A 24,976-nucleotide genomic window follows, 5' to 3' on the forward strand; every position below is an offset into this window, starting at 1 on the left:
GGCTAGCCGAATTCCGATCAGCGATACACTACCGCGAACGGGCGAGTCACCACGTCTTGGCCGAAGCCGACACTCCAAACCGGATGGTTAGATCCGTCCCAGACCACGGGGCCAGTGGCCATATTCAATCTGTAGCTATCGAGACGGACAAACGAATAATACGGAATCCCGCCGTCCCAGTACTGGCCCATGGTGAACACAACTTTGCCGTCAGGGGAGTAGACGAATGGGAGGCTCCAGCCGCTCGGAATACCATCGGTTATAGCTCTAAATGATTTCGCGGCGACGTCATAAATGAGCGGCGCAATACCCTGTTTGTTCGTTCCAAGAAGAACTTGATCGCCATCGAGGACTTGCAGGTCATGAACTCCGGCATCCGCAGGGTTGATCGTTTGCAGAACGCTATATTGGCCGCTACGGGTGTCTAGGGAGGCAATGAACGGAGCAAGATGGTCCTCTGTGCTCGGATCGACAAGGTAAAGCGTTTTCTCGTCGGGTGTTAGACCCACGACCAATGATAAAGAGTGGGTTGTGCCGACTGAATACGTGGCAAATTGAGTATGAGCGTTCAGATCCACTACGACGATCGACTGCGCACTACCACTCCCATTGTTCTTGACAACATAGAGTTGCTGACTCGCCGCACTACGAGGCGCAGCTAACTGCTTCGCCCCCGAAAGTGGCAAGTTCCAAGCGACGTTGAGCGTCTCCAGATCATAGGCGCGCACCCCGGCGGCAGTGCCCTGCTGCCAGACGACATACGCGTATTTGCTGTCAGCGGACAGTTTCATGTCCAGAACTTCTTCGGCAATTATTTTTTGTTCTTTGAGCGTGTCGGTATGAGTGTCAATGTAGCCGAAAATCGTGCTGCCTTTCTGCCGGTTAATCAGTGTGTAGGCTACCTTGTTTCCATCAGACGTGGCAGCGAAATGACGAAGCACGAAGCCGTCCGCGTTGGGAATGGTGAGGTAATCCGTCACATAGTCGAAAGACTTGCTGTCCTGTACTGCCACGATAGGCGGATCGTTGGCCGTGAAGACCGAATAAATTTTGCTTCCGGGCTTACCGTAATACGTCTGGACCATGTTGACGTCAACGGGACTCAGCAAGCCAAGCCCCATCCACTCTGGATTGCAGTAATTCATAACAGAGTTCAAATCCCACGCCCCAAGGACGACACCTCCCGTCATACCCGTGCCTTGGTCTTTGCAACCTTCAGGTGTGTCCGGCCGATCCTGTTCATGGGCAAAAGCCAGCAGGTGGCCGAACTCATGAACAGCCACCGTCTTAACGCAGCTTTCTAACTGATCCCGAAAGGAACAAATAGGCGACCATGAGCCGAAATCCATGTTCAGCTTAACGTTGGACTTCCAGCCTATCCCTGCTTCACCCAACTGCCGTGTGATTGGTTGACCGTCGGTGATGGACAAACGAACACCCAGATATGTGCCGGATTCCGGACACGTCGTCCAATCGACGAACGTCACGTCCGAATTCGCGTCCCAAGTGCTAGTGACAGCCTCTTTTGCCCACTCACGCTGCGCATCATTCCAGGGAGCTGGATTCTCCCAGCACACGCTTATACGATAGGAATTCCAGATCCACTGAGCTTGTACATAGCCGCTCAACGATCCCGCGGACTGAGTGGACGCTTTCAATACCGATGGTGAATTCGTTTTGCTGAGCGCTGAAGGCGAAAACTTAACTTCCGAAAACGGCGGGGGACGCAGAGGCGTCTTGTTCGACTGCTCGCTTGTTACGGCGCTTGAATCCGTAGATGTGAGCTGCGACGAACTACCGTCGCCCGAGCCGCATGCAGCGAGTGAGATTGAGAGAAGGGTCGTCGTGAGCCATCTGACGAAAAAGCCTGTTAGTCTCGTTGGAATTTTCTTGATCATTTTGTGAAAGAATGCGGATGAATTAGGATATTTTTGCGTGTGAAAACAGAAATCCCAATTCCGTCGATGTTATTGTCGATGCGAGATTCCTTGGATGGAATCAGATATGCCGATAGATGAAATCGTTATCCTAAATATGTGGATTATCTGTGACGTCCATCTTCGACGACTTGCACAAGGAGGTGGGTTATTCCTTCAAGTGGTCTACTCGTAACTCTCGTTAGCGAACGCGCGTGTGGATTCTGTAAGCGAGATGGCAGTTTGTAATATTTGAGGGGCGTGTGGCAAGACCCCGGCGGACGTTATTGTTGACTTTATGTACGAGGAGCAATTTCAATGTTCTAGGTTTATGCGCTCCGTCGGTGGCTACCTTTTATCCTGCAAGCTGATAAGAAAATTCCGGCGCGAGGTTACAGCTCGGCTGAGTTTTTGTTTCTGATGATATTGATCGGTCGCCTCAGAATGCGTCGGACAAACGATTTGAATAAAGCCACGGCACCAAACGAAAGTCTTGGTAAAGAGGGTGGACAGACGGCCAGAGGTGTTGACACGGAAATTTTAATCGGCACGCGGGCACAACGGTAGTTGTGCGAAGTCTCCGGTGTCCAATCGGCCCCTGCCGCAGGATGGGCCGTCGTGTAGCCATATCTTGACACCACACCGGCGGAGTTCGAATAGGCGGATGCGGGCCTGTGATGTGGTGTCGTGCATTCAGGGCACGGCTGAACTGGATTTCGACAGCGAAACTATGACAGGCTGGCCGCTGTCGTATGTGGCACAACACGCCACGTATCCGCACCCAACCTACGCGGTGTGGCTGTCACGCGAACCGCTGGGATGTGCTCGACGTTTAACGGCAGCGCGCGAGGCAAAGAACACGGACGGCTTGCGCTTTGCCATCAGGGAGCGCACGCGCTGAATCAAGGGCTATGAAATGGATTGCAGAGCAGGCATTAACAAATGCCTGCGGCGCGCCCGATACATTTCGCAGCAAAGACGTAGACATCATGGCCGATATGATGAGAGCGGGTTTAAGCCGCCAGCTTCGCCGCCGCCTCATCGACCTGCGACCGCGTCACCGCCAACTCCTCCAACCACGCATCGCCATAAACCGCCCCGGTCTCGCGCTCCAAACGCGCAATCGTCGCCGCACAACGACTCGCATCCTTCGGCGTCGCGATAAACGACTTCACCGATTCACCCGCCTTGAACGCATCGAACAACGGCACTCGAATATCGTCCGGCAGCGCGCGCGTCGTCCACTGATACGGCTTGCCGTTGAACGTGAATTGCGGCGGCAGCACGCGCTCTTTCTTCGCGGCCGGAATCAGGCCGTACGTGCGCGCGGCTTCGCCGATCTGCTCCGGCGAAAACAGCTCGTCCGGGCTGATGTCGAATTGCTGAATGAACGTCTCGATGCTCTGCATCGCCGCCGCGCGATCGTCGCGGCGCTTTTGCGCATGAGCGACGATGTCGCGCAGTTCGTCGGCTTCTTCAGGCGTGATCGTGAAGCTCGACTGCTTCTGCTGGAGTTCGGAAAAACGCTGGAATTCGGAATCGGTCAGAAGTTTCGCCATTGCTTATCGATGAGCGCGCATGGGCGAAGCCATGCGGCGGGATTTTTGAGAGGGTCGCCATTCTAAACCATGTGCGCGAGCGGCCGATTTTCGACGCAACGCCGCTCAGCGTCGATCCGCCGCACCACGCGCTAGGCGGCGTTCTCGTGAAACATCGACAGTGCCTGTACCGTCTCGCGCAACAGCACGGTGGCGGCTTCGAGCGTCGGGGCGACGTATTCGTCGATGCGTCGCAAGTACGGACAGGTCAGCACTGCGATCGCCTGGCCGGACGGACCCTGGATCGGAAACGTGAGGTCGGTCACGCCGAACGTCTGCTGGCTGTCTTTCTGCGAAAAACCCGCTGCGCGAATCCGCTCGCAAGCCTGTTCGAGCGCGTCACGATCGATCGTGACCTCGCCCTTTACCTTCGTGTGTTCGGCCAGCATCTGTTCGCGCTGCTCGATGCTTTGAAACGCGAGCATCACGCGCCCGGAACCGGTGTCGATCAGGCCGACGCGCGAACCGAGCCGTACCGACATGCCCCACGTACCCGGACCATCCACTTGCGCGATCACCAGCAGATTGCCGCGGTCGTACACCACGAGATGACACGATTGTTCGGCAGCATCGGCAAAGCGCTGCATGAGCGGCAGCGCTTCGGAGATCAGACGGTTCATCGGCGGATGACGGTGCGCGAGCGCGTACAGCTTGAGGCTGAGCGAATAGCGGTCTCCCCCCGCGGAGCGCACCACGTACTGGCGCGCGACCAGCCGTTCGAGCATGCGATACATCTCGCTCGCGTTGCGTCCGAGCAGCTTGGTGATTTCGGCACGCGTGAGTCCTTCCTTCTGCTCGGCGAGCAGTTCGAGGATGTCGAGGCCTTTGTCGAGCGCCGGGGCGCGGTAGCGGTCGGCGTCGTCTTTGTCGTCTGCGTCCATCGTGAGGGAGGTTCCTTGGGCTGTTCTCATTATGTGGCGCGTGAGTGTACGTGCGGGACGAATCTCGCGGAGATGGCGCACGTCCAGGGAAAATACGGACGGTCCCTGCAGTCTATATTCCTTGACTTCGAAAAGTCCATATATGAATAATACGTTCATTGGTGAATGAACGTCGCCAAGACTCGACAAGACCCGAATAAAAAGAGCGCAGGACGAAGTGCCGGCCTCAGACCCGGTTCACGCAGTTCCCACAACGCATATCTGGAGACAACCATGTCGTTCGCGAAAGGGCCGCTCACGGCCCGCCGTTTGTTCCGCACTTCGTTCTCCGTCGCGGCAGCCGCTGCGTGCCTCGCCGGCCTTGGCGCGACGGGTGCCGCGCAAGCCGCCGAGGCCGGCAAGATCGGCCTCGGTCTGCCGCTGCTGACCTCGCCGTTCTGGCAGTCGTACAACAACTATCTGCCCAAGTACGCGAAGGAGAGCGGTCTCGACATCCTCGCGCCGGTCAATTCGAACGGCGATCCGGTCCAGCAGATCACGGACATGAACAACCTGCTCAACCTCGGTGCGAAGGGTATCGTGGTCGGCCCGCTGGATTCGGCGGCGATCAGCCGCGCGCTCGACGCCGCTGCGGCGAAGAACGTGCCGGTGGTCGCCGTAGACGTCGCGCCGACGCAGGGCAAGGTCGCGATGGTCGTGCGCGCGGACAATCACGCGTACGGCGAGAAGGCGTGCAAATACATTGGCGATCACGTGAAGTCGGGCAAGGTCGTGCAGATCATGGGCGACCTGGCATCGGTCAACGGACGCGATCGGTCTGAAGCGTTCCGCTCTTGCATGAAGGGTTATCCCGGCGTGTCGGTATTGGAAATCCCCGCGGCCTGGAAGGGCGACGTCGCCGCCACCGCACTCGACAGTCTGCTGACCGCGAATCCCGACGTGAAAGCCATCTACATGCAGGCAGGCGGCGTCTATCTGTCGCCGACACTGCAAACCTTGCGTCGCAAGCAGATGCTGTTTCCCGCCGGCAATGCGAAGCATGTCGTGATCGTCAGCAACGACGGCATTCCTCAAGAGTTCGACGCGATCCGCCGCGGCGATATCGACGCGACCGTGTCGCAGCCCGCCGACTCGTACGCGAAATACGGCCTGTTCTATATCAAGGCGGCGTTGGCAGGTCAGACCTTCAAGCCGGGTCCGACCGATCACGGCAGCAACATCATCCAGCTGGCGCCGGGCATTCTGGAAGACCAATTGCCCGCACCGCTCGTGACGAAATCGAACGTCGACGACAAAGCCTTGTGGGGCAACACGGTCAAATGAGCGGTCCAATGAGAGAGCTCACGTCCTCCGTGCCCGTCGTCGAAGCGCTCGAGGTCACCAAACGCTTCGGCTCGACGGCCGCGCTGAACGACGTGAGCATTCGCGTCATGCCCGGCGAGTCGCATGCGCTCGTCGGGCGCAACGGCGCGGGTAAATCGACGCTGGTGTCGATTCTCACCGGCCTGCGCAAGCCCGACACCGGCGAGGTGCGTTTCAGCGGCGCGGCCGCGCCATCGATCGCGGATCGTGACGCCTGGCGCGAGCGCGTGGCATGCGTCTATCAACATTCAACGATCATCCGCGATCTGAGCGTGGCGGAGAATCTGTTCATCAACCGCCAGCCGTTGCGCGGCGGCGTGATCGATTGGCAAGCCATGCGGCGCGATGCGCGCGCGTTGCTCGATCACTGGAAGATCGACGTGCGCGAAGATGCCCGCGCCGGCGATCTGTCGGTGGAGGCGCGGCAACTGGTGGAGATTGCGCGCGCGCTGTCGTACGGCGCGCGCTTCATCATTCTCGACGAACCGACCGCGCAACTCGACGGCGACGAGATCAAGCGTCTGTTCCGGCGTATTAGCGAGTTGCAGCGCGAAGGCGTGACGTTTCTCTTCATCTCGCATCATCTTCAGGAAGTCTATGAAATCTGCCAGGCCGTGACGGTGCTGCGCGATGCGCGGCATATCGTCAGCGCGCCGGTTTCCGCGTTGCCGCGCGAGCAACTGATCGAAGCGATGACCGGCGAACGCGGCGGTCTCGCCGTCGCCGACGCTGCAGCGCGCGCCGCGTTGCCCGCCGATACGGCGGTCGCGCTGGAACTCAAGGAACTGGCCGGCGCCGATTACGAAGGCGTGTCGTTCACGGTGAAGCGCGGCGAAGTCGTCGGCTTGACCGGCGCGACGAGCAGCGGCCGCACGAGCGTGGCCGAAGCGATTGCGGGCCTGCGCGCGCCCACGCGCGGCACGATCAGCGTCGACGGCGCAATCTTGCCACCCGGCGATGTGCCCGCGGCGCTCGCGCATGGCATAGGCTGTGTGCCGAAGGATCGGCATCACGAAGGGCTGGTGCTCACGCAATCGGTGGCGGAAAACGCGTCCATGACGATCGCACGTCTGCTCGGCAAATTCGGCATCGCGCCGCCCGCGAAGAAGAACGCCTTCGGCCAGAAGATGATCGAGGCGCTCGGCATCGTCGCGCAAGGTCCGGAGCATGTCGTGTCGGGCCTATCCGGCGGCAATCAGCAGAAGGTGGTGATGGCGCGCGCGCTCGCCACTAACCCCAATGTGCTCGTGCTGATCGATCCTACCGCGGGCGTCGACGTGAAATCGAAGGAAGCGTTGCTCTCCGTCGTGGACCGCGTGCGCGAAGAGGGCAAGGCCGTGCTGGTCGTGTCCGGCGAACTCGACGATCTGCGCACCTGTGACCGCGTGCTGGTCATGTTCCGTGGCCGTGTCGCGGCCGAATTTCCCGCGGGTTGGCAGGACCACGACCTGATCGCATCCGTTGAAGGAGTCAGTCTTCATGAAGAATAGTGTGTCCAGTCCCGCTTTCGGCGCCGCGCAAGGTCAGGCTCAGCCGCAGATGGCCGCGCCGGCGTCGCGAGGCAAACGCGCGCGCTCCGAACTCGCACGGCTGCGTGAACTGGCGTTGTTGCCCGCGCTTGCTTTGTTGGTCGTGATCGGCGCGTTTGTCAGCCCGAGCTTTCTGACGAAGGCGAATCTCATCAGTGTGCTGGGCGCGTCGGCGGCGTTGGCGCTCGTCGTGCTCGCCGAATCGCTGATCGTGCTGACCGGCAAGTTCGACTTGTCGCTCGAATCGACGGTCGGCATCGCGCCCGCCGTGGGCGCGATGCTGGTGATGCCGGCGGCGTCGGCGGGCTTCGGCATGCAATGGCCGGCGGCGGCCGGCTTGCTCGCCATCGTGGCGGTGGGCGCGGTGATCGGCTTCATCAACGGCTTTCTCGTGGTGCGTTTGCGGCTCAATGCGTTCATCGTCACGCTGGCCATGCTGATCGTGTTGCGCGGCATGCTGGTCGGCGCGACCAAGGGCGGCACGCTGTTCGATATGCCGCCGTCGTTCTTCGCGCTGGCCACCACTATCGTGCTCGGCTTGCCTTTGTCCGTATGGCTCGCCGCAGTGGCATTTGCGATCGCGGCCTTCATGTTGCGCTATCACCGGCTGGGGCGCGCGTTGTACGCCATCGGCGGCAATCCGGAAGCGGCCCGCGCTGCTGGGATTCGCGTGGAGCGCATCACGTGGGGCGTATTCGTGCTCGGGAGCATACTTGCCTCGGTGGGCGGTCTGATCGTGACCGGCTATGTCGGCGCGATCAATGCAAACCAGGGCAACGGCATGATCTTCACGGTGTTCGCGGCGGCGGTGATCGGCGGCATTTCGCTCGACGGCGGCAAGGGCACCATGTTCGGCGCGCTCACCGGCGTGTTGCTGCTCGGCGTCGTGCAGAACCTGCTGACGTTAGCCCAGGTGCCGTCTTTCTGGATTCAGGCGATCTATGGCGCGATCATTCTGGGCTCGCTGATGGTGGCGCGCGTTGCGAGCGGCGAAGGGCAGAACTGATGCACATGCACCTTGGAGAACTCATTTGACCAGCCGCCCGTTGCCATTGCAAACCGACCCGCGCCTGATCCTGCTCAGCCCCGCCGACAACTGCCTGATCGCGGCGGCGCGCCTCGACGGCGGCACGCAGATCGAGATCGAGGGCGAGCGCGTGACGCTCAGCAAAACCATCGACCTCGGTCACAAGGTGGCGCGCCATGAACTCGCAAAGGACGACAAGGTGCTGCGCTACGGCGCGGTGATCGGTCACGTGACAGAAGCCGTGGCACGCGGTGCGCATCTGCATACGCACAACCTTGAAAGCGATTACCTGCCGACGTACACGCACGACGCGGGCCACGAATTCGTCCATCACTGATGTGCGCACAACGACGTGGCCTCGCGCCGCGCTGGAACGATCATGACTGACACTTCCGTAGCATCTCTGCCTGTCGCCGCGCAGCAGCCCGCGCTTGAGGGCTATCTGCGCCGCGATGGCCGCAAGGGCATCCGCAATGTGGTCGCGGTGGCGTATCTGGTCGAGTGCGCGCATCACGTCGCGCGCGAGATCGTTACGCAGTTTCGCGAACCGCTCGACGCCTTCGACGATCCTTCCGCCGAACGCGAACCGCCTGTGCACCTGATAGGCTTTCCGGGCTGCTATCCGAACGGCTATGCGGAAAAGATGCTCGAGCGGCTCGCCACGCATCCCAACGTGGGCGCGGTGCTATTCGTGTCGCTGGGTTGCGAGAGCATGAACAAGCACTATCTGGTGGACGTGGTGCGCGCGAGCGGCCGTCCCGTCGAAGTGCTGACGATCCAGGAAAAGGGCGGCACGCGCAGCACGATTCAATACGGCGTCGACTGGATTCGCGGCGCGCGCCAGCAACTCGCCGCGCAGCAGAAAGTACCGATGGCACTGAGCGAACTGGTGATCGGCACGATCTGCGGCGGCTCGGACGGCACCAGCGGCATCACGGCGAATCCAGCGGTGGGCCGCGCGTTCGATCATCTGATCGACGCGGGCGCGACCTGCATCTTCGAGGAAACCGGCGAGCTGGTGGGCTGCGAATTCCATATGAAGACGCGCGCGGCGCGTCCGGCGCTCGGCGACGAAATCGTCGCTTGCGTCGCGAAGGCGGCGCGCTATTACTCGATTCTTGGCCACGGCAGTTTCGCGGTCGGCAACGCGGACGGCGGCCTCACCACGCAGGAAGAGAAATCGCTGGGCGCGTATGCGAAAAGCGGAGCGTCGCCGATTGTCGGCATCATCAAGCCGGGCGATATTCCGCCAACGGGCGGACTGTATCTGCTCGACGTGGTGCCGGACGGCGAGCCGCGCTTCGGTTTCCCCAACATCAGCGATAACGCGGAGATCGGCGAGCTGATCGCCTGTGGTGCGCATGTGATTCTGTTCACCACGGGGCGCGGTTCGGTGGTCGGCTCGGCGATCTCGCCGGTGATCAAGGTCTGCGCGAATCCCGCGACGTATCGCAATCTCTCCGGCGACATGGATGTCGATGCAGGCCGCATTCTCGAAGGCCGCGGCACGCTCGACGAAGTAGGCCGCGAAGTGTTCGAGCAGACAGTGGCGGTCTCGCGCGGTGCGGCTTCGAAGTCGGAGACGCTTGGTCATCAGGAATTCATTCTGACGTACAAGACGTTCGAGCCGGTTGGGCCGGCTTGCTTGCCGTCGAGCGCCGCAGCGCAGCATCGGGTCGTCGCGATCGAGCCGCACTGAGCGCCGAGCCGCGCAGAGCGGCTCATTCGCGGTCATGGCTAGCGGCAGGCCGCACGCGCCGTGGGCAAACCTCGCCCATGCATGGTAAAACACGACAAATTGGAGACGCGTTCAATGACCGCAACGACCGGATCGAAGATCGGGCAACGGCGCCGCATCGGCCGCGGGCCGTTGCAGGTGACCGGTTTGGGACTCGGCACGGCGCCGCTCGGCGGCCTGTACCGCGATCTGTCCGACGAAGAAGCTCACGCCACCATTGCTGCGGCCTGGAACGCCGGCGTGCGCTATTTCGACACCGCGCCGCATTACGGCAACACGAAAGCCGAGCATCGTCTGGGTGACGTGTTGCGGCGCTATCCGCGCGGCGAATATCTGCTGTCCACCAAAGTTGGCCGCCGTTTCGTGCCGCGCACCACGCCTTTCGACGACAAGGAAGGCTGGCAAAACCCGCTCCCATTCGAAGCGATCTACGACTACACCCACGACGGCATTTTGCGTTCGTTCGAAGATAGCCAGCAGCGCCTCGGCATTGTCGATATCGACATTCTGCTGGTGCACGATATCGGCCGTGTCACGCACGGCGACAACCATCCCCATTACTGGTGGCAACTGACAGAAGGCGGCGGTTTTCGCGCGCTGGACACGCTGCGCTCTTCTGGCGCGATCAAGGCCGTCGGACTCGGCGTCAACGAAGGCGCGGTGATACTCGATGCGATGGCCGAGTTCGATATCGATTGCGCGTTGCTCGCGGGCCGTTATACGCTCCTCGAACAGACCACGCTCGACGACCTGTTGCCCGCTTGTGAAAAACGTGGCGTCAGCATCCTGTTAGGCGGCGCGTTCAACTCGGGCATTCTGGCGCGCGGTGTCGAAGGTGATCTGAAGTTCAATTACGGCGAGGCGCCGCCCGAAGTGATCGAGCGCGTCGCGCGGCTGGAGGCGGTGTGCCGTGCGCACGGCGTGCCGCTGGCAGCCGCCGCCTTGCAGTTTCCGTATGCGCATCCGGCGGTCGCCACGGTGTTGACCGGCGCGCGCAGTGCCGATGAATTGCGCGAGAACGCCGCGTCGTTCGAGAAGCCGATCCCCGCGGCCTTGTGGTCCGCGTTACGTGATGAAGGCTTGCTCGACAGCCGCGCGCCCGCGCCGGAGGATTGAGTTGACGATGCATATCGATGCCCACCAGCATTACTGGAATCCCGCTCGTGGCGATTACGAGTGGCTCACGCCGGAACTGAAAATCCTGTACCGGACGTTTGGCCCGGAGGATCTCAAGCCGTTGCGCGAACGCGCGGGCATCGAACGGACGGTGGCGGTGCAGGCGGCGCCGACCATCGACGAGACGCGTTATTTGCTGGACCTGGCGCGCCATGAGCCGTCGATTGCCGGCGTGGTCGGCTGGGTGCCGTTGTTGCTGCCCACCGCGCCGCAGGTGATCGAAGCGCTGGCGCATGAGCCGAAGTTCAAGGGCGTGCGGCCGATGCTGCAGGATCTACCGGACGACACATGGATCGCGAACCCCGATCTCGCGCCGGCCATCGAAGCGCTGATCGCGCACGACCTCGCGTTCGACGCGCTCATTTATGCGCGCCACGTCGAGCCGTTCGAAACCTTCGCCAAGCGTTTTCCGGCGCTGCGCATCGTCGTCGATCATGGTGCGAAGCCGCCGATCCGCTACGGACGCGCGGGCTACCAGAGCTGGGCCGACGCGATCACGCGGCTCGCGCAACTGCCACAGGTGCATTGCAAGCTGTCGGGCCTGGTCACCGAAGCATCGCCGGGCTGGACCGAAGAAACGCTGCACCCGTACGTCGAGCATCTGCTGAAGTCATTCGGTCCGGCGCGTTTGATGTGGGGCAGCGACTGGCCGGTGCTCGACCTGAACGGCGATTATCTGCTCTGGCATTCGGTGGCGAACACCTTGCTCGCGTCCTTGAGCGACGGCGAGCGCGAAGCGGTTTTCGGCGGCAATGCCGCCGCGTTTTATCGATTGTGATTTCTGGAAGAGACAAGCAACAGCCCATTCAACTGGAGTCGTAGATGACACAAAGACTGGCCGGCAAGACGGCCTTGATCACGGCGGCAGGACAAGGCATCGGACTCGCCACCGCCGAACTCTTCGCACGCGAAGGCGCGCGTGTGATCGCCACGGATATCCGCATCGACGGACTCGCCGGCAAGCCGGTCGAGGCGCGCAAGCTCGACGTGCGCGACGACGCGGCGATCAAGGCGCTGGCCGCCGAAGTCGGCGCGCTCGACGTGCTGTTCAACTGCGCTGGCTTCGTGCATGCGGGCAATATTCTCGAATGCAGCGAAGAGGATTGGGACTTCGCCTTCGACCTGAACGCGAAGGCGATGTACCGCATGATCCGCGCGTTCCTGCCGGCCATGCTGGAGCACGGCGGCGGCTCGATCATCAACATGTCGTCGGCGGCGTCGAGCGTGAAGGGCGTGCCTAACCGCTTCGCGTATAGCGCCTCCAAGGCCGCGGTGATCGGGCTGACCAAGTCCGTTGCTGCGGACTTCATCACGCGTGGTGTACGCTGTAACGCGATCTGCCCGGGCACGGTGGCTTCGCCGTCGCTCGAACAGCGGATCGTCGCGCAGGCCCAGGCGCAAGGCGCGACGCTGGACGCCGTGCAGGCCGCCTTTGTCGCGCGCCAGCCGATGGGCCGCATCGGCAAGCCGGAAGAGATCGCCGCGTTGGCGCTGTACCTCGGGTCCGACGAGTCGTCGTTTACCACGGGCCATGCGCATGTGATCGACGGCGGCTGGTCGAACTGACGTACGCCGACGTATGCCGACCCAAGCTGAACCACGAACCGAACACCACTGAAAGGAAGTGCCAGGATGAAACTGCTTCGTTATGGGCCGAAAGGTCAGGAAAAGCCGGGCTTGCTCGACGCGCAAGGCAAGATTCGTGATCTGTCGAAAGTGGTCGCCGATATCGACGGCGCCGCGCTGACCGACGAAGGTCTCGCCAAACTGCGCGCGCTCGATCCGGCTTCGCTGCCGCTGGTCGAAGGCAATCCGCGCATGGGTCCGTGCGTCGGCAAGATCGGCAAGTTCATCTGCATCGGCTTGAATTACGCGGATCACGCGGCCGAATCGAATCTGCCGGTGCCCGCCGAACCGGTCATCTTCAACAAGTGGACGAGCGCGATCAGCGGCCCGAACGACGACGTTGAAATTCCGCGCGGCTCGAAGAAAACCGATTGGGAAGTCGAACTGGGCGTGGTGATCGGCAAGCCGGCGAAATATATCGACGAAGCCAACGCGCTGGATTACGTCGCCGGTTATTGCGTGATCAACGACGTGTCGGAACGCGAATGGCAGATCGAAAAGGGCGGCACGTGGGACAAGGGTAAGGGCTTCGACACGTTCGGCCCGATCGGTCCGTGGGTCGTCACGCGTGACGAAGTCGCCGATCCGCAGAACCTGAGCTTGTGGCTCGAAGTGGACGGCCACCGCTATCAGAACGGCAGCACGAAGACGATGGTGTTCGGCGTCGCGAAACTGGTGTCGTACGTGTCGCAGTGCATGAGCCTGCAACCGGGCGACGTGATTTCGACCGGCACGCCGCCGGGCGTCGGCATGGGCGTGAAGCCGAATCCTGTGTTTCTCAAGCCGGGTCAGACGATTCGCCTGGGTATTGAAGGTCTGGGCGAGCAAACGCAGAAGACGTACGCGGCGGAGTGATTCGCGCCTGCGGGCTTCGCGGGGCATGAAGAAAAGCGGTTCCTGCACCAGCAAGCAGGAGCCGCTTTTTTGTGTGCGCCGCTGCCGCTTACGCGCGTCTCTCTCTATTCGCAGTCGCGCGTGCGGCGCGGCCTAACCATCGCCGCACTCGTTTTCGGCACGCTGCTCAATCGCCGTGTTCGGCCAGCAGTCTTGCGAGCAGCGCCACCAACTGATCGACGTGTGTATCCTCAGTGCGCCACGACGACACGCTGATGCGAAACGCCGGCCGGCCTTGCCAGACAGTCTGACCGAACCACGTTTCGCCCGACGCCTGCGCCGCTTCGCGAATCGCGACCGTCTGCGCGTCGGTCTTCGCACGCACCAGCACCTGGTTCAGCACCACGCGGTTCAGCACCTCGAAGCCGGCACCACGCAAACCTTCGGCGATCCGCGCAGCCTGCGCGCAATGCCGGTCCACCATCTCCTGCACGCCGCTGCGCCCGAGCGAACGCAGCGCCGCCCAGATCGGAATGCCACGCGCACGGCGCGAGAACTCCAGGTTCACATTCTTCTGCGCGTCGTGCGCGCCGGTCAGGTAAACCGCGTCGCTGTTCATCGCCGATGAAAGTGCCTGCGCGTCGCGGCAGATCGCCATGGCGCCGTCGTAGGGCGTGTTGAGCCACTTGTGGCCGTCGGTGGTCCAACTGTCGGCGCCGTCGATGCCATCGGTCAGCGCCCGTTTCGACGATGCCCGCGCCCACAGACCGAACGCGCCATCCACATGTACCCAGGCGCCGGCGGCTTTGGCGCGCGGAATCAGTGCCGCGAACGGATCGAACTCTCCGGTGTTCACTTCGCCCGCTTGCACGCAGAAGATCGTCATGTCGTCGAGCGGCGGTAGCTGCGCGGGATCGATGCGGCCGTGCTCGTCCACGGGCGCGCTGATCACGCGCTTCATGCCGAAGCCGAGCACGCGCAACGCCTTCTTGACGGTGATGTGCGCCATTTCGGAGATCACGACGCGCACCGGCGGCGCGCCGTCCAGGCCATCGTTGTCGAAATCCCAGCGCTTGCGCGCAAGCAGCGCGCGCCGCGCCGCCGCGATGCAAACGAGCGTGCACGCCGTCGCGCTGGTGCCGAAGCCGATCGCGGATTCGCGCGGCAGATCCAGCGCGTCGAGCACCCAGCGCGCCGCGATTTTCTCCAACGTGGCCGCGACGGGCGAGTTGTCGAAAGTCGACGCGCATTGATCCCACGCGCCCATCAGACGCTCGGCCGCCGCCGCGGCCGGCAGCACCGCGCCGATCACGAAGCCGTAATAGCGCGGATCGTTCGACGCGACCGTGCCGGGCGAACCACTTTCGTCGAGCAGACGCAGCACGTCGGCGGGCGCGTGGCCGTGCTGCGGGAAGGCTTCGTCGAAGGCGGCGAGTTGCGCGAGCGCGGTTGCGTCGGGAAACACCCGGCGCTTGCCGATACCGGCGAGGTAAGCGTGCGCGCGTCGGTCGGCGTCGGCAATCAGAGCGAGTTCGTTCATAGGAGGCCTTCAAGTATCGATAACGTGATGGCGCGGCAGCCTCAAGAAGGCCACGCGCCTAGAGATTGGCGAGGTCGCGGCCGAGCTTCTGCAACTCGGCGTCGATGCGCTTGTAGTACGTGAACTTGCCGATGCGCTGCGCACGCACGAGTCCCGCATCGGCGAGAATGCGCATGTGACGCGTGGTGGTGGCAGGCGCAATACCGAGCTTGTCCGTGATGAACGTGCAGCACACGCCGACCGTTTCGATATCGGCGTGGTCCTGATACGGGAAATGCCGCGTCGGCTCTTTCAGCCAGCGCATGACGGCGAGGCGGCTTGCGTTGGCGAGCGCGTTGATGCGGGTAAGTTCGTCTGTCATGAAGCGGTGCGTGTGGAACGGAGCCATCAGTCGATAACGTTTCGCATATTAGCTAAATGACAACGCATGGACAAGCACCCCGAAGGCGGCGCTAAAGGTGGTTCATCCAGGTGCCGTGACGTCAGCCCGCGTGTTCGTGTTCGCCGTTCTCGCTGATCCGGTTGACCGTGCCTTGTGCGACGGCAATCAGCTTTTCGCGGTTGCCTTCCATCACATACACGTTGCATTGGCAGGTCGCCTGATGCTGGCCCGCGTAGACGACCTTCGCGCGCGCGATCAGCGTGCCGTTGATGGCCGGCCGCAGGTAATTGATCTTGTATTCCCCGGTCACGACCTTCGGCCCGAGCAGCAGCGCGCCCGCGAAGGTCAGCGCGTTGTCGGCGAGATAGCTGATGACGCCGCCATGCACGAAGCCGTGCTGCTGCCGCAACTCGTCGCGGATCGGCAGGCTCAGCGTGAGTTCGCTGGTGCTTGTCTGCATCAACTCGGCGCCTAACAGCATGCTGAACGGCTGGGCATGCAGTGCGCCGCGCGCCCGGTCGAGGAGGTCGGTCATTGTGATTCCTTCGGGCGTGGCCCGCGGTGGCAATCTGCACTGGCCTGCGTCGTGCAGTCCCTACCCACTCTAGGAAGCGCGCATGCACCGCGTCAAGGTGAATCGGCAATTCGTGCGGCGCATTGTTGCGCGAATTGATTGCAATGCTGACGTTGACCGATGAAAAGGGGGCGTAAGGCGATCTTTGATGGAATTGGCCTCAAGCGCGGCGCGCTTATGCCGTTAACCCTGATGTAGCTCCCGTCATTCTTTGTCTTCAGGTATTCACGATGTTCAGCAAGATCAAGGTCGCATCCGGCCTGTTGTGTGTTCTGGCCGCGTTTTGCGTTTTCCAGCTTGTCACGATAGGTTTGGGATTCTGGTCGCTCACGCGTACGCATGACGACGTGGGCGATCTGTCGAACATTGCTCTGAAGCAGGTGGACGCGGTCAACGAAACGACCCAGCATTTGATGGACGCGCGCATCAACCTTTCGCGCGCCGGAACGCGCATGGTGCGCGGCGGCTCCGAGCCGGCTGATATCGTGCAGCACGCCCGTGAACAGTTGACGGCCGCCGACCAGTCGTTCGCGGCCTTCATGAGCGCGCCGAAGACCGGCGATGAAAACGGCGCCCGTGCCGCCGCGCTCGCCGAGCGCTACAAAAAGCTGCACGACGCGCTCGCAGAGCTGGTGCAGTTTCTCGACTCGAACAACATCCAGGCCTTCCTCGATCAGCCGACGCAATCGTTCCAGGACGCGTACCTCGGCGAGTTGCATAACTTCGTGCAGTTCGGCAACACGGCAAGCCGCGCATCGCTCGATTCGATCGACACGCGCATGGCGACCTTCCGTGCCGTCAGCATCGTGATCCTGCTGGCGCTGGTAGCCGGCACGTTCGCCGTGTACGCGGCGCTGCGGCGCGGCGTGGTGGCGCCGCTGGAAGAAGCGGGCCGTCACTTCGACCGGATCGCACACGGCCGTCTCGACCAACCGATCGCCGCACGCGGCACCAATGAAATCGGCCGGCTGTTCTCGGGCCTCGCGAAAATGCAGGCGAGCGTGGCGCGCACGGTGCAGACCGTGCGCGAATCCGCGGACTCCATCCACCTCGGCGCCGACGAAATCGCGACCGGCAACGCCGATCTGTCGGCGCGCACCGAAAACCAGGCGGCGTCGCTTGAAGAAACCGCGTCGAGCATGGAGGAACTGACGGCTACCGTGCGCCAGAACGCCGAGCATGCCCGTGAGGCCAACGCGCTCGCCGAGACCGCGCTGGAGGCGACCTCGCGCGGCAGCGAAGTGGTCAACGAGGTGGTCGACAAGATGCGCGGCATTGCGCAGAGCTCGGACAAGATCGCCGAGATCATTTCGGTGATCGACGGCATTGCCTTCCAAACCAACATCCTCGCGCTGAATGCGGCCGTCGAAGCGGCGCGCGCGGGCGAGCAGGGGCGCGGTTTCGCCGTGGTGGCGGGCGAAGTGCGCGGCCTCGCGCAGCGCAGCGCGCAATCGGCGAAGGAAATCAAAACGCTGATCAGCGAATCGGTCGCCGAGATTCAGGGCGGTTCGACGCTGGTCGAGCACGCCGGCGCGGCGATGAGCAACGTGTCCGCTTCGATCTCGCGCGTCACGCAGATGATGGCGGAGATCAGCGCGTCGTCGCTCGAGCAGAGCACCGGCATCGAGCAGGTGAATCAGGCGGTCGTGCAGATGGATGAGATGACGCAGCAGAACGCGGCGCTCGTCGAAGAGGCTGCAGCGGCGGCGGCTTCGCTGCATCAGCAGACTCAGCAATTGAAACAGGCTGTTTCCGTCTTCGAAATTTCTGAAACTGTGTTGCGGATGCAACAAATCGACGAAGTGCAAGGGCAATCGGCCGATTTTTCGTTAGCCGGTATGCGCGCGATCTAGACCGCGAACGGGCTTAAAAGGAAATCGTCAGACAAAGAAAATGGCCCGCCGAAGCGGGCCATTTTGCATTAGACGCAAGCGCCTAAGGGTGCCTCAACGTACCTGACGGTACTTAGGCCGGCTGGATGTTCGCAGCTTGCTTGCCCTTCGGGCCTTGCTTAACTTCAAACGTCACCTTTTGGTTTTCCTGCAGGGACTTGAAGCCGCTGCCTTGAACTTCCGAAAAGTGCGCGAACAGGTCTTCGCCGCCGTCGTCCGGCGTGATGAAGCCAAAGCCCTTTGCATCGTTAAACCACTTCACAGTACCTGTTGCCATTTTTAATCCAGTAAATGTTGTGTGTTGCATTCGCGACCGCTATTTCTCAACACGAGATCGAGCGCGAAGTAGGAGTTGTATCACGTCTTAATGACGGACGCCAACCAACCAGTATTCGGGTATTCCCCCGCCCCGGTCTTTTTGAGGCCTGGAAAGCAGTTGGAAGGCTGTTCCCGCAGGTAGGGTAAACTGCTCGTATTACTCTTCCAGGAAAAACATTGACACATTATTTGCAAGAAGAACTTACCTCGTTCTGGAGTCGTTTGACCCCCTATCTGGCGATATTGGAGTCTAAATCACCTCAGGAAGGCATCTTGGACCCGGTCGGCCGTATCACGGTTGATACCGAAGACCGCCAGGCTTTCGCCCTCCACGTCACCGATCAGAAGCCGCACGGCGACACGTCGGACACCCCCACCGGCCACAGCGCAACTTATATGCGTTTTAAATCAGCCGACAGCGACTGGAGCCCCTGGCAGCGCGAAGAGTACTGATCGACCGGGCGGTCGGCCTTCGTGCCCGCGTCCCGTCGCGAGATCGCGGCCGGCGCTCAGCCGGCTTCGATCGGTCCGTTCGACGCTCAGTTTTTGCGCCCACTGCGGCGCGTGCGCTCGTAGAAATCATTCGGCTTGCTGCGAACCCAGCGCACGAAGGTGCGTATCGCCTCGTCGCCGAGGAGCGCCTCGACCGTCGAATAGCGCTGCGCCAGTTCGGTTTCGGTGAACAGCGCGTGGAGCTGGCGGTGGCAAATGCGGTGTAGGGCGGCGACTTCCTTGCCGCCTTTTGTTTTCGGCACCCAGTGGTGCAAGTCGCGCTGGCTCGCCGGGATCGGCCGGCCGCAGAGCGGGCAGATTTCGTCCACAGGCGGTGGTCGATACCAAGGTTCAGCAGGTTTCTTTGCCATGGCCTGACGAATGGCTAGCAGAGTCTCTGATGCTCGACCGTCGTGTGGCCTGGCCGGCGGCATTCACGCCGGCAGCGCCTCATAGGCGGTAGCGAGGTGATAGGGCGTGGTCGACGGCATATCGGCGCGCGCCACTTCACCTGCCGGCGTTTTGCATTCGAACCAGCCCTGCGGACGCAGGAACCGTTGCTGGAACAGTTCGATTTGCCGGGGCAGCGCGGCGCGCGCCGCCGGTTCGCCATGGCTCGCCAGCGCGCGCAGATATTCGGTTTGGGCCCAGATCCGCTGGGTCGCGTCTTTGATCCGGCCGGTTTCGTCGAGCGAGGCGTACACGCCGCCGGTTTCCCGATCCACGCCATATTGTTGCGCGAAGCTGAATGCGCGCGGCATGGCTTCGGCGAGACCCGAGCCTTCGAACACGGCGCCCGCCTGTTTCACCAGCCAGAACCATTCGAACTGGTGCCCGGGTTCCAGACGGTTGTCGTCCGCGCCGATCGGCAATTCGGCGATGCAGCCCGTCGGCGCATGCACGAAGCGCTGCGCGACCGCGCCGGCGAGGCGCCGCAGCGCGGCGTCGAAAGCGTTGTCATGCGTGGCCTCGCGAGCGGCTAGCCAGGCTTCGGTCAGGTGCATCAAGGGGTTCTGGATCGGCGTGCCCGTCACGCTGGAGAAATCCGCGTTCAGCGCGGCGTTGAACAGATCGTCCTCGGCGGCGAAGTACGACTGGATCAGCGCGGACGTGCGATGCACGATTTCCAGCGCGTCGCGATTGCCGGAGCGCCGCGCATACTCTGCGCAGGCAAACACCACGAACGCGTGCGTGTACAGGTCCTTGGTGGTGTCGAGCGGTGCGCCTTGCGCGTCCACGCTGTAGAACCATCCACCGTCGCGCGTGTCCTGAAAGGTATGCGTCAACGCGTCGAACAGCACCTGCGCATGGGCTGCGTCGCCTGCTTGCGAGAACACGAACAACTGCCGCGCGCAGGCCATGGCCCGATAGCGCTCGGTGGGCAGCGGCTGATGACCTTCGGCGCTGACGGCTTCGTAGGGCAGCTTCAGTGCGGTATTGAAACCCGGGCCGCGCCAGATCGGCAGCACCACGCCTGTGAAGTGATCGCGCAGATTGGCGGCGAGTGCGAGGGTGGAAGCGGCGGGTGGGTTCATGCTCTGCATAGTCAAAATGGGGCGAACAGGGTATTTCGAAGCGAAGCGGCGGCGGACGTATTTGTTGCTCCCGTGGCCTGAGCTTCAGCGCGGCGCGGTTGCCGGCGAACCTGCCAGCGAGCCTGGATGCTACCTGTTTTGCAAACGGACAGCCGCAAAATCAGGATGGCGACCGGTCGTGCGACCGGCCCGCGCGACATGCCTTGGCGATGTGCGGCTTAGCATAGAGCAAACGGCTCGCACTGGCACTGCGTCACCGATGCGGAGACTACTTCAGATAATTACCGCTGAGGAGGGAGAGCATTGCTCGGGAATCTCGAACTCATCGCACGCCTGATGGTGGCCGCCGCGCGCTTGCGGCACTTGCATGGCGTCAAGCAGTTCCGGCAGGACGACGTGACTTCCTGAAACGGAAAATCATCGCCGAATGGCTTCGGCGGGCGCGGGCGGCCATGCGACAATGCGCTCTCGAAAAATTCCAACGGCATTGACGAGCGGTGCTCGGCGCCCGCTTTCCGGCGACGACCGCTTTTTTCTCTATGGCAGATTCCGTAGCATCCACGCAGTCCCGGCCTCAGCGCGTCGCTTCGAAGAAGCGCCGCCAGGCCACCGTCCCGACCGAAACTGAAAACAAGCTGGCGCGCGCCGCGCGCTCGGCACAACGCCTCGCGCAACTGAGCGACGCCTCCCGCGACGACAGCACGCTCGACCTGTTCCCCGACGATCCCACCCGCGCGACGCTGGAAGCGATGAATATCGATATCCGGCAAGGCACGCTGCATGGCTTCGAATTACCTGATGTGGTGTTGGCCGCAGTCGGCGCGATCGATGGCGGCGACAACGCGTTGGTGGACGCACGGGCTACGCGCCGCGCGCCACGCGCTGCTAAGCCCGACGACGACCAACCGGTGCCGGTCAACGCGCTGTTAAGCGGGCTCGAAATCGAGCCTTTGGTGGTGGCGGCTTCTCCCGCCGACGAACTGGCTTTGGGCGATGCGAAGCCGGCAGCGGACACGGCCGCGTCTGCAGAGGACAACTCGACGACACCAGCGCGCGACGCATCGGCGCCGCTTACCCCGGCGATGGCGGCAGCGACCGTGGCGCGCAGCGTGACCGCGCTGCGCCACGCGGCCGAGCCGGATGCGATGGCTGGTGTGACGGCGGCGTCGACCGATGGCGGTGTCAAGGCGACGCAACGGTTCGCGGCGACTTTTGGCAAGGCGGCTTCGGCTTCTGGTGCAGCTTCGGCATCGGCATCTGTTTCACAAGAACAAGCCGCGGTCGCGGCCAACGTGACGGGCACAGCGGACGAACCTGGGTCGGCACAGCCGGACGCTGCTGCTGAGGGGTTGAAGCCGGGCGCGGTGCCGAACCAGCATAGGGCGCCGACGGAAGCTGCGATCGCCGCGCCGGACAGCACGGCGTCGGAGACGTCGATGGATTCCTCGGCGTCCGCACAGGCTAACGCGGCGTTCGCCACGCCTTGGCGGGAAGCCCGCCGTGCCGAAGCGGCCGCGGCTGCGCTGCGCGCCGCGCCGGAACTCGATCGCGCGCGGGCAACCGCATTTGCCGATACCGTCGACGCGCTTTATGGCGTGATCGCCGATCAGCGCCACGCCGCGACCGATCATTCGCGGCGCATGAAATGGATGCTGTCGATCGTGGTCGGTGCGTTGCTGGTGACGGTCGCGATCGGCATCACGCAAACCGTGCTGCTGATGCGCCTCACGCGTGAAACGAGCGCCCAGCAGCAGCGCATCGAGCAGATGATGCAGAACCAGCAGGCAGCCATGGCCAGTTTGCTCGACACGCACCTGGCGATGGCGACCGCTGCCGCCACCAATGCCGCCACCAATGCCGCTTCCGATGTGGCTGCGGCAACGCTCACGGCGCCCCAGCAAGCCGCCGCCACGCCGACGCATGCGAGGCGCGCAAGGCGAGCGCAGCATGGACACAAGCAGAAAGCGGTTAGCCCGCACTGACACTCAGTAAGCGCCGCGCCGGCGACAAGCCGGTCGCGGTGATCGACTTTTCTATCGCTGGGTGCTGTCCGGCGCCCGCAGCCCGATTTTTCAGCAACGGTCGCTGCGTGAAGTCGCAAGACAATTCGGCGCGGACGCTGCGAGGGCTAATCGTGTCCGTAGAAAGCGCGACGCTGACAAGTCCGGACAGTCAGCGCCAGGCGCCATTGACGCGGCCACGATCACCCCACGCAAGGCCGCGGCGAGTCCAACGTTGGTGCCCAGTAAAAGAGCCGGCGTTGACTCCACTGCAGCACCCCAGCCCCTTTCGACCCTGGAAATCAAAAACAGGGACGTTGTCATGATGCAACGCAACATGTGAAAAATACCCTGCGACAACCCACCACATCGAAAAATTGCTGCATTGCACTAGCTTTTGCCTAGGGAAAACCCCATACTTCTTCTTAAGGGAAAACCCTAGCAAATGCAGTAACTAACCGGGAGTCGCCATGAGCTTCATTTTTGCATTGTTCCAAAAGGTCAGCGACCTCTTTGCGTCGCCCCATCTGCCGCTGGATTCGGACTACTCGTACGAAGCGCGTAGCCGCGAAGCACAACGCGTCCGTAAAGCACAAGGTACGTTGTTCGGCGTCAAGCTGAGCGACTAAGAGCAAAGCGGTACCGGCCCTAGCGCGGAGCAACCGCGTACGGGCGCGCACTTCGGGTGCGCATTGCATCAGTGTTGGAGCCACAGTTCGCGAAACGCGTACCGTGGCTTTTTGTTTTTCAGGCTCGCTTTCGCCCTTCAGGGCTTGTCTCCGAATATTTCCTGGCCGAAATGAATGTAACGGCGCCTGAAAAGATGGCCGCCGGACCCGCGTGGCCCAGTCATAGCGCATGGCTTTGTACACCGGGCGGGACGGGCAAAATGCGCTTTGGGCATCGGTCCCTTTCTATGAAATGTGCGCTTACAAGTGCTCACGTCTTCATGAGGTTTGCGCCGCTAAAGTTGGTCTCAAGCGTACGGCGTCTGGTGCAAACCTGAAAATGCAGGTCCAGGTCGATCCGAGCACGGACGCTGGCTTGATACAAAACTTTGATGGGAGGTCACTATGAAAACCTTGAACAAGACATCGCGTTCAATCATCGCAACCTTGCTGGCAGGCGGCGCATTGCTCGCGGCCGGCAGCGCATTTGCTCAAGAACGAGTGGTTGTCGAAAACGGCCCGGGACCGGCGGTCTACGGTCACCCGCACATGATGCCGGTGGGCGTGTCGATCAATATCGGCTGGCACGGCGATCGTTACTATGACGGCCATCGCTATTGGGCGCACGACGACTGGATGCGCCATCATCCGCACGACTACGATCCGCATCACCGCGACGACCATCGTCCGCCCCCGCGCTACTAATTCGCGCGTGACGGCGCCGCACGACGCGGCGTCGGCCTGAAGTCCGCAAAGCCGGTCTTTCCTCGCGGAAGACCGGCTTTGTCACGTTCGGACTTACGAATCGGCTTGCTGCGCTATGCTTGAACGCTTTATCGACGGCACCAGGAGAGCGGCTTGGACAACGCAGTGATCGGCGTAGTGGGTACGGGGTTGATGGGGGTCGGCATTGCGACGCAAAGCGCGTTGCATGGCCACAGGACGGTCGTTCACGACGTCGATCCGACACGGCTCGCGAGCGTCGCGCCGAAGGCGGAGGCGGTGCTCGACGAGTTGATCGACGCCGGCCGCATCGACCCGGCGGCCAAACAGGCGGCGCTGGCGCGCATCGAAACGCATGCCGCACTCGACGTGATGGCATCGGCGCAATTCGTGATTGAAGCGATTCCCGAAGTCCTCGAACTGAAGCATCGCCTGTATGCGGCGCTGACCCAGTTGCTGGCCGGCGACGCGATTCTCGCGAGCAACACCAGCGGTTTTCATCCCGATCAACTCGCCGCTCCGTTGCAGGCGAAAGACCGTTTCGTGATCGCGCACTTCTGGAATCCGCCGCACATGATTCCGCTCGTCGAAGTCGTGCCGGGAACGGCAACCGCGCCCGAAGTGACGCAGCAGACGGCTGCGTTGATGAGTGCGATCGGCATGGAGCCCGTTGTACTGGCGAAGGCGATTCCGGGTTTCGTCGGCAACCGGTTGCAGTTCGCGGTGCTGCGCGAGGCGTTGCATATCGTGCGCTCGGGCGCGGCGACGCCGGACGTGATCGATCGCGTGATGAAGGCGTCGCTGGGTCGCCGCTGGGGGATCGTCGGACCGCTCGAAGGCGCGGACATGGGCGGCCTCGACACCTTCCTCGACATCGCTTCCCATCTGATGCCGGAACTGGCCAAGGACGAAGACGTGCTCGACCTGTTGCATGAGCACGTCGAAGCAGGGCGTGTCGGCGTGCGCAGCGGCGCGGGTTTCCATGACTGGGACGATGCGCATCTGGAGCAGGTGAAGCAAGGGCGCAAGCGTGTGATTAGTCGAGGTTGATTGACGCGAAAGGGCGAGGCTTAATGGCGCGGCGTTACGAGAAGCCTCGCACTTCAGGCCCGCCCAGCAGCCTGCGCCGCTCTGCGGTATAACTGCCGTCTCGCCCCATCTGCAA

The 24,976-nt window shown here is 62.3% G+C and carries 24 protein-coding genes; 15 read left to right on the plus strand and 9 right to left on the minus strand.

Annotated features, from left to right (window positions below; genetic code table 11):
- Window positions 1–17: 17 nt before the first annotated feature.
- The 3 genes from B0G71_RS32130 to B0G71_RS32145 form a co-directional block, all read right to left on the minus strand.
- On the minus strand, window positions 18–1,898 hold the full coding sequence (locus tag B0G71_RS32130) for a hypothetical protein (RefSeq protein WP_147308729.1): 1,881 nt from the start codon (window positions 1,896–1,898) through the stop codon (window positions 18–20).
- A 1,031-nt stretch (window positions 1,899–2,929) separates the two neighbouring features.
- Entirely contained in the window at window positions 2,930–3,475 is a 546-nt protein-coding gene (locus B0G71_RS32140) for a hypothetical protein (RefSeq protein WP_106281660.1), read from the minus strand.
- Window positions 3,476–3,606: 131 nt separating this feature from the next.
- Window positions 3,607–4,395, minus strand: a complete 789-nt coding sequence (locus tag B0G71_RS32145) for an IclR family transcriptional regulator (protein WP_106281662.1) — start codon at window positions 4,393–4,395, stop codon at window positions 3,607–3,609.
- Between the two features lie 273 nt (window positions 4,396–4,668).
- Here B0G71_RS32145 and B0G71_RS32150 point away from each other — a divergent pair, with 273 nt between their 5' ends.
- The 9 genes from B0G71_RS32150 (at window position 4,669) to B0G71_RS32190 (ending at window position 13,708) form a co-directional block, all read left to right on the plus strand.
- A complete protein-coding gene (locus tag B0G71_RS32150) occupies window positions 4,669–5,718 on the plus strand; it encodes a sugar ABC transporter substrate-binding protein (RefSeq protein WP_241974843.1) in 1,050 nt (349 codons plus the stop codon).
- A gap of 8 nt (window positions 5,719–5,726) precedes the next feature.
- A complete protein-coding gene (locus B0G71_RS32155) occupies window positions 5,727–7,247 on the plus strand; it encodes a sugar ABC transporter ATP-binding protein (RefSeq protein ID WP_116146909.1) in 1,521 nt (506 codons plus the stop codon).
- Between the two features lie 49 nt (window positions 7,248–7,296).
- Window positions 7,297–8,292 (plus strand): ABC transporter permease, encoded by a 996-nt coding sequence (locus tag B0G71_RS32160; protein ID WP_258875789.1) that lies wholly within the window; start codon window positions 7,297–7,299, stop codon window positions 8,290–8,292.
- Window positions 8,293–8,317: 25 nt separating this feature from the next.
- Window positions 8,318–8,650, plus strand: coding sequence for a UxaA family hydrolase (locus tag B0G71_RS32165; protein WP_181916852.1), 333 nt, complete (start codon window positions 8,318–8,320; stop codon window positions 8,648–8,650).
- Window positions 8,651–8,692: 42 nt separating this feature from the next.
- Entirely contained in the window at window positions 8,693–10,012 is a 1,320-nt protein-coding gene (locus tag B0G71_RS32170; RefSeq protein ID WP_116146913.1) for a UxaA family hydrolase, read from the plus strand.
- Between the two features lie 114 nt (window positions 10,013–10,126).
- On the plus strand, window positions 10,127–11,167 hold the full coding sequence (locus tag B0G71_RS32175) for an aldo/keto reductase (protein ID WP_116146915.1): 1,041 nt from the start codon (window positions 10,127–10,129) through the stop codon (window positions 11,165–11,167).
- 7 nt (window positions 11,168–11,174) lie between these two features.
- Window positions 11,175–12,005 carry an amidohydrolase gene (locus B0G71_RS32180; RefSeq protein ID WP_116149075.1) on the plus strand — a complete coding sequence of 277 codons (831 nt, stop codon included), beginning with the start codon at window positions 11,175–11,177 and terminating at the stop codon, window positions 12,003–12,005.
- 44 nt (window positions 12,006–12,049) lie between these two features.
- Window positions 12,050–12,793 (plus strand): SDR family oxidoreductase, encoded by a 744-nt coding sequence (locus B0G71_RS32185; protein ID WP_116146917.1) that lies wholly within the window; start codon window positions 12,050–12,052, stop codon window positions 12,791–12,793.
- A 66-nt stretch (window positions 12,794–12,859) separates the two neighbouring features.
- Entirely contained in the window at window positions 12,860–13,708 is an 849-nt protein-coding gene (locus B0G71_RS32190; protein ID WP_012428702.1) for an ureidoglycolate lyase, read from the plus strand.
- A 166-nt stretch (window positions 13,709–13,874) separates the two neighbouring features.
- On the opposite strand, the gene B0G71_RS32195 is transcribed toward B0G71_RS32190, so the two are convergent.
- From B0G71_RS32195 to B0G71_RS32205, 3 genes are all read right to left on the minus strand, one after another.
- Window positions 13,875–15,227 carry a pyridoxal-dependent decarboxylase gene (locus tag B0G71_RS32195; RefSeq protein ID WP_116146919.1) on the minus strand — a complete coding sequence of 451 codons (1,353 nt, stop codon included), beginning with the start codon at window positions 15,225–15,227 and terminating at the stop codon, window positions 13,875–13,877.
- A gap of 58 nt (window positions 15,228–15,285) precedes the next feature.
- Window positions 15,286–15,588, minus strand: a complete 303-nt coding sequence (locus tag B0G71_RS32200; protein WP_106281679.1) for a helix-turn-helix transcriptional regulator — start codon at window positions 15,586–15,588, stop codon at window positions 15,286–15,288.
- Between the two features lie 121 nt (window positions 15,589–15,709).
- On the minus strand, window positions 15,710–16,144 hold the full coding sequence (locus B0G71_RS32205) for a PaaI family thioesterase (RefSeq protein ID WP_012428699.1): 435 nt from the start codon (window positions 16,142–16,144) through the stop codon (window positions 15,710–15,712).
- A 269-nt stretch (window positions 16,145–16,413) separates the two neighbouring features.
- Between B0G71_RS32205 and B0G71_RS32210 the strand changes: the two genes are divergently transcribed.
- The gene (locus B0G71_RS32210) at window positions 16,414–18,036 is read left to right on the plus strand and encodes a methyl-accepting chemotaxis protein (RefSeq protein ID WP_116146921.1); all 1,623 of its coding nucleotides are present in this window, start codon (window positions 16,414–16,416) and stop codon (window positions 18,034–18,036) included.
- A 112-nt stretch (window positions 18,037–18,148) separates the two neighbouring features.
- Here B0G71_RS32210 and B0G71_RS32215 read toward each other — a convergent pair whose 3' ends face one another.
- Window positions 18,149–18,352: a cold-shock protein gene (locus B0G71_RS32215; protein ID WP_007178724.1), complete on the minus strand. Its 204-nt coding sequence runs from the start codon at window positions 18,350–18,352 to the stop codon at window positions 18,149–18,151.
- A 218-nt stretch (window positions 18,353–18,570) separates the two neighbouring features.
- On the opposite strand from B0G71_RS32215, the gene B0G71_RS32220 reads away from it, so the two are divergent.
- Window positions 18,571–18,846 (plus strand): hypothetical protein, encoded by a 276-nt coding sequence (locus tag B0G71_RS32220; RefSeq protein WP_116146923.1) that lies wholly within the window; start codon window positions 18,571–18,573, stop codon window positions 18,844–18,846.
- An 86-nt stretch (window positions 18,847–18,932) separates the two neighbouring features.
- Here the strand turns inward: B0G71_RS32220 and B0G71_RS32225 are convergent, their stop codons facing one another.
- Complete coding sequence (locus B0G71_RS32225) at window positions 18,933–19,214, minus strand: HNH endonuclease (RefSeq protein WP_258875709.1); 282 nt, start codon at window positions 19,212–19,214, stop codon at window positions 18,933–18,935.
- 105 nt (window positions 19,215–19,319) lie between these two features.
- The gene (locus tag B0G71_RS32230; protein ID WP_116146927.1) at window positions 19,320–20,429 is read right to left on the minus strand and encodes an AGE family epimerase/isomerase; all 1,110 of its coding nucleotides are present in this window, start codon (window positions 20,427–20,429) and stop codon (window positions 19,320–19,322) included.
- Window positions 20,430–20,959: 530 nt separating this feature from the next.
- On the opposite strand from B0G71_RS32230, the gene B0G71_RS32235 reads away from it, so the two are divergent.
- The 4 genes from B0G71_RS32235 to B0G71_RS32245 all read left to right on the plus strand — a co-directional run bounded on the left by B0G71_RS32235 (window position 20,960) and on the right by B0G71_RS32245 (window position 24,861).
- On the plus strand, window positions 20,960–22,402 hold the full coding sequence (locus B0G71_RS32235; protein ID WP_116146929.1) for a hypothetical protein: 1,443 nt from the start codon (window positions 20,960–20,962) through the stop codon (window positions 22,400–22,402).
- Between the two features lie 488 nt (window positions 22,403–22,890).
- Window positions 22,891–23,049 carry a hypothetical protein gene (locus B0G71_RS41530; protein ID WP_166678917.1) on the plus strand — a complete coding sequence of 53 codons (159 nt, stop codon included), beginning with the start codon at window positions 22,891–22,893 and terminating at the stop codon, window positions 23,047–23,049.
- Between the two features lie 444 nt (window positions 23,050–23,493).
- On the plus strand, window positions 23,494–23,793 hold the full coding sequence (locus B0G71_RS32240; RefSeq protein WP_116146931.1) for a hypothetical protein: 300 nt from the start codon (window positions 23,494–23,496) through the stop codon (window positions 23,791–23,793).
- A 153-nt stretch (window positions 23,794–23,946) separates the two neighbouring features.
- A complete protein-coding gene (locus B0G71_RS32245) occupies window positions 23,947–24,861 on the plus strand; it encodes a 3-hydroxyacyl-CoA dehydrogenase family protein (RefSeq protein WP_116146933.1) in 915 nt (304 codons plus the stop codon).
- Window positions 24,862–24,976 lie beyond the last annotated feature (115 nt).

The organism is Paraburkholderia sp. BL27I4N3 (assembly GCF_003386115.1).
Taxonomy (GTDB): Bacteria; Pseudomonadota; Gammaproteobacteria; order Burkholderiales; family Burkholderiaceae; genus Paraburkholderia.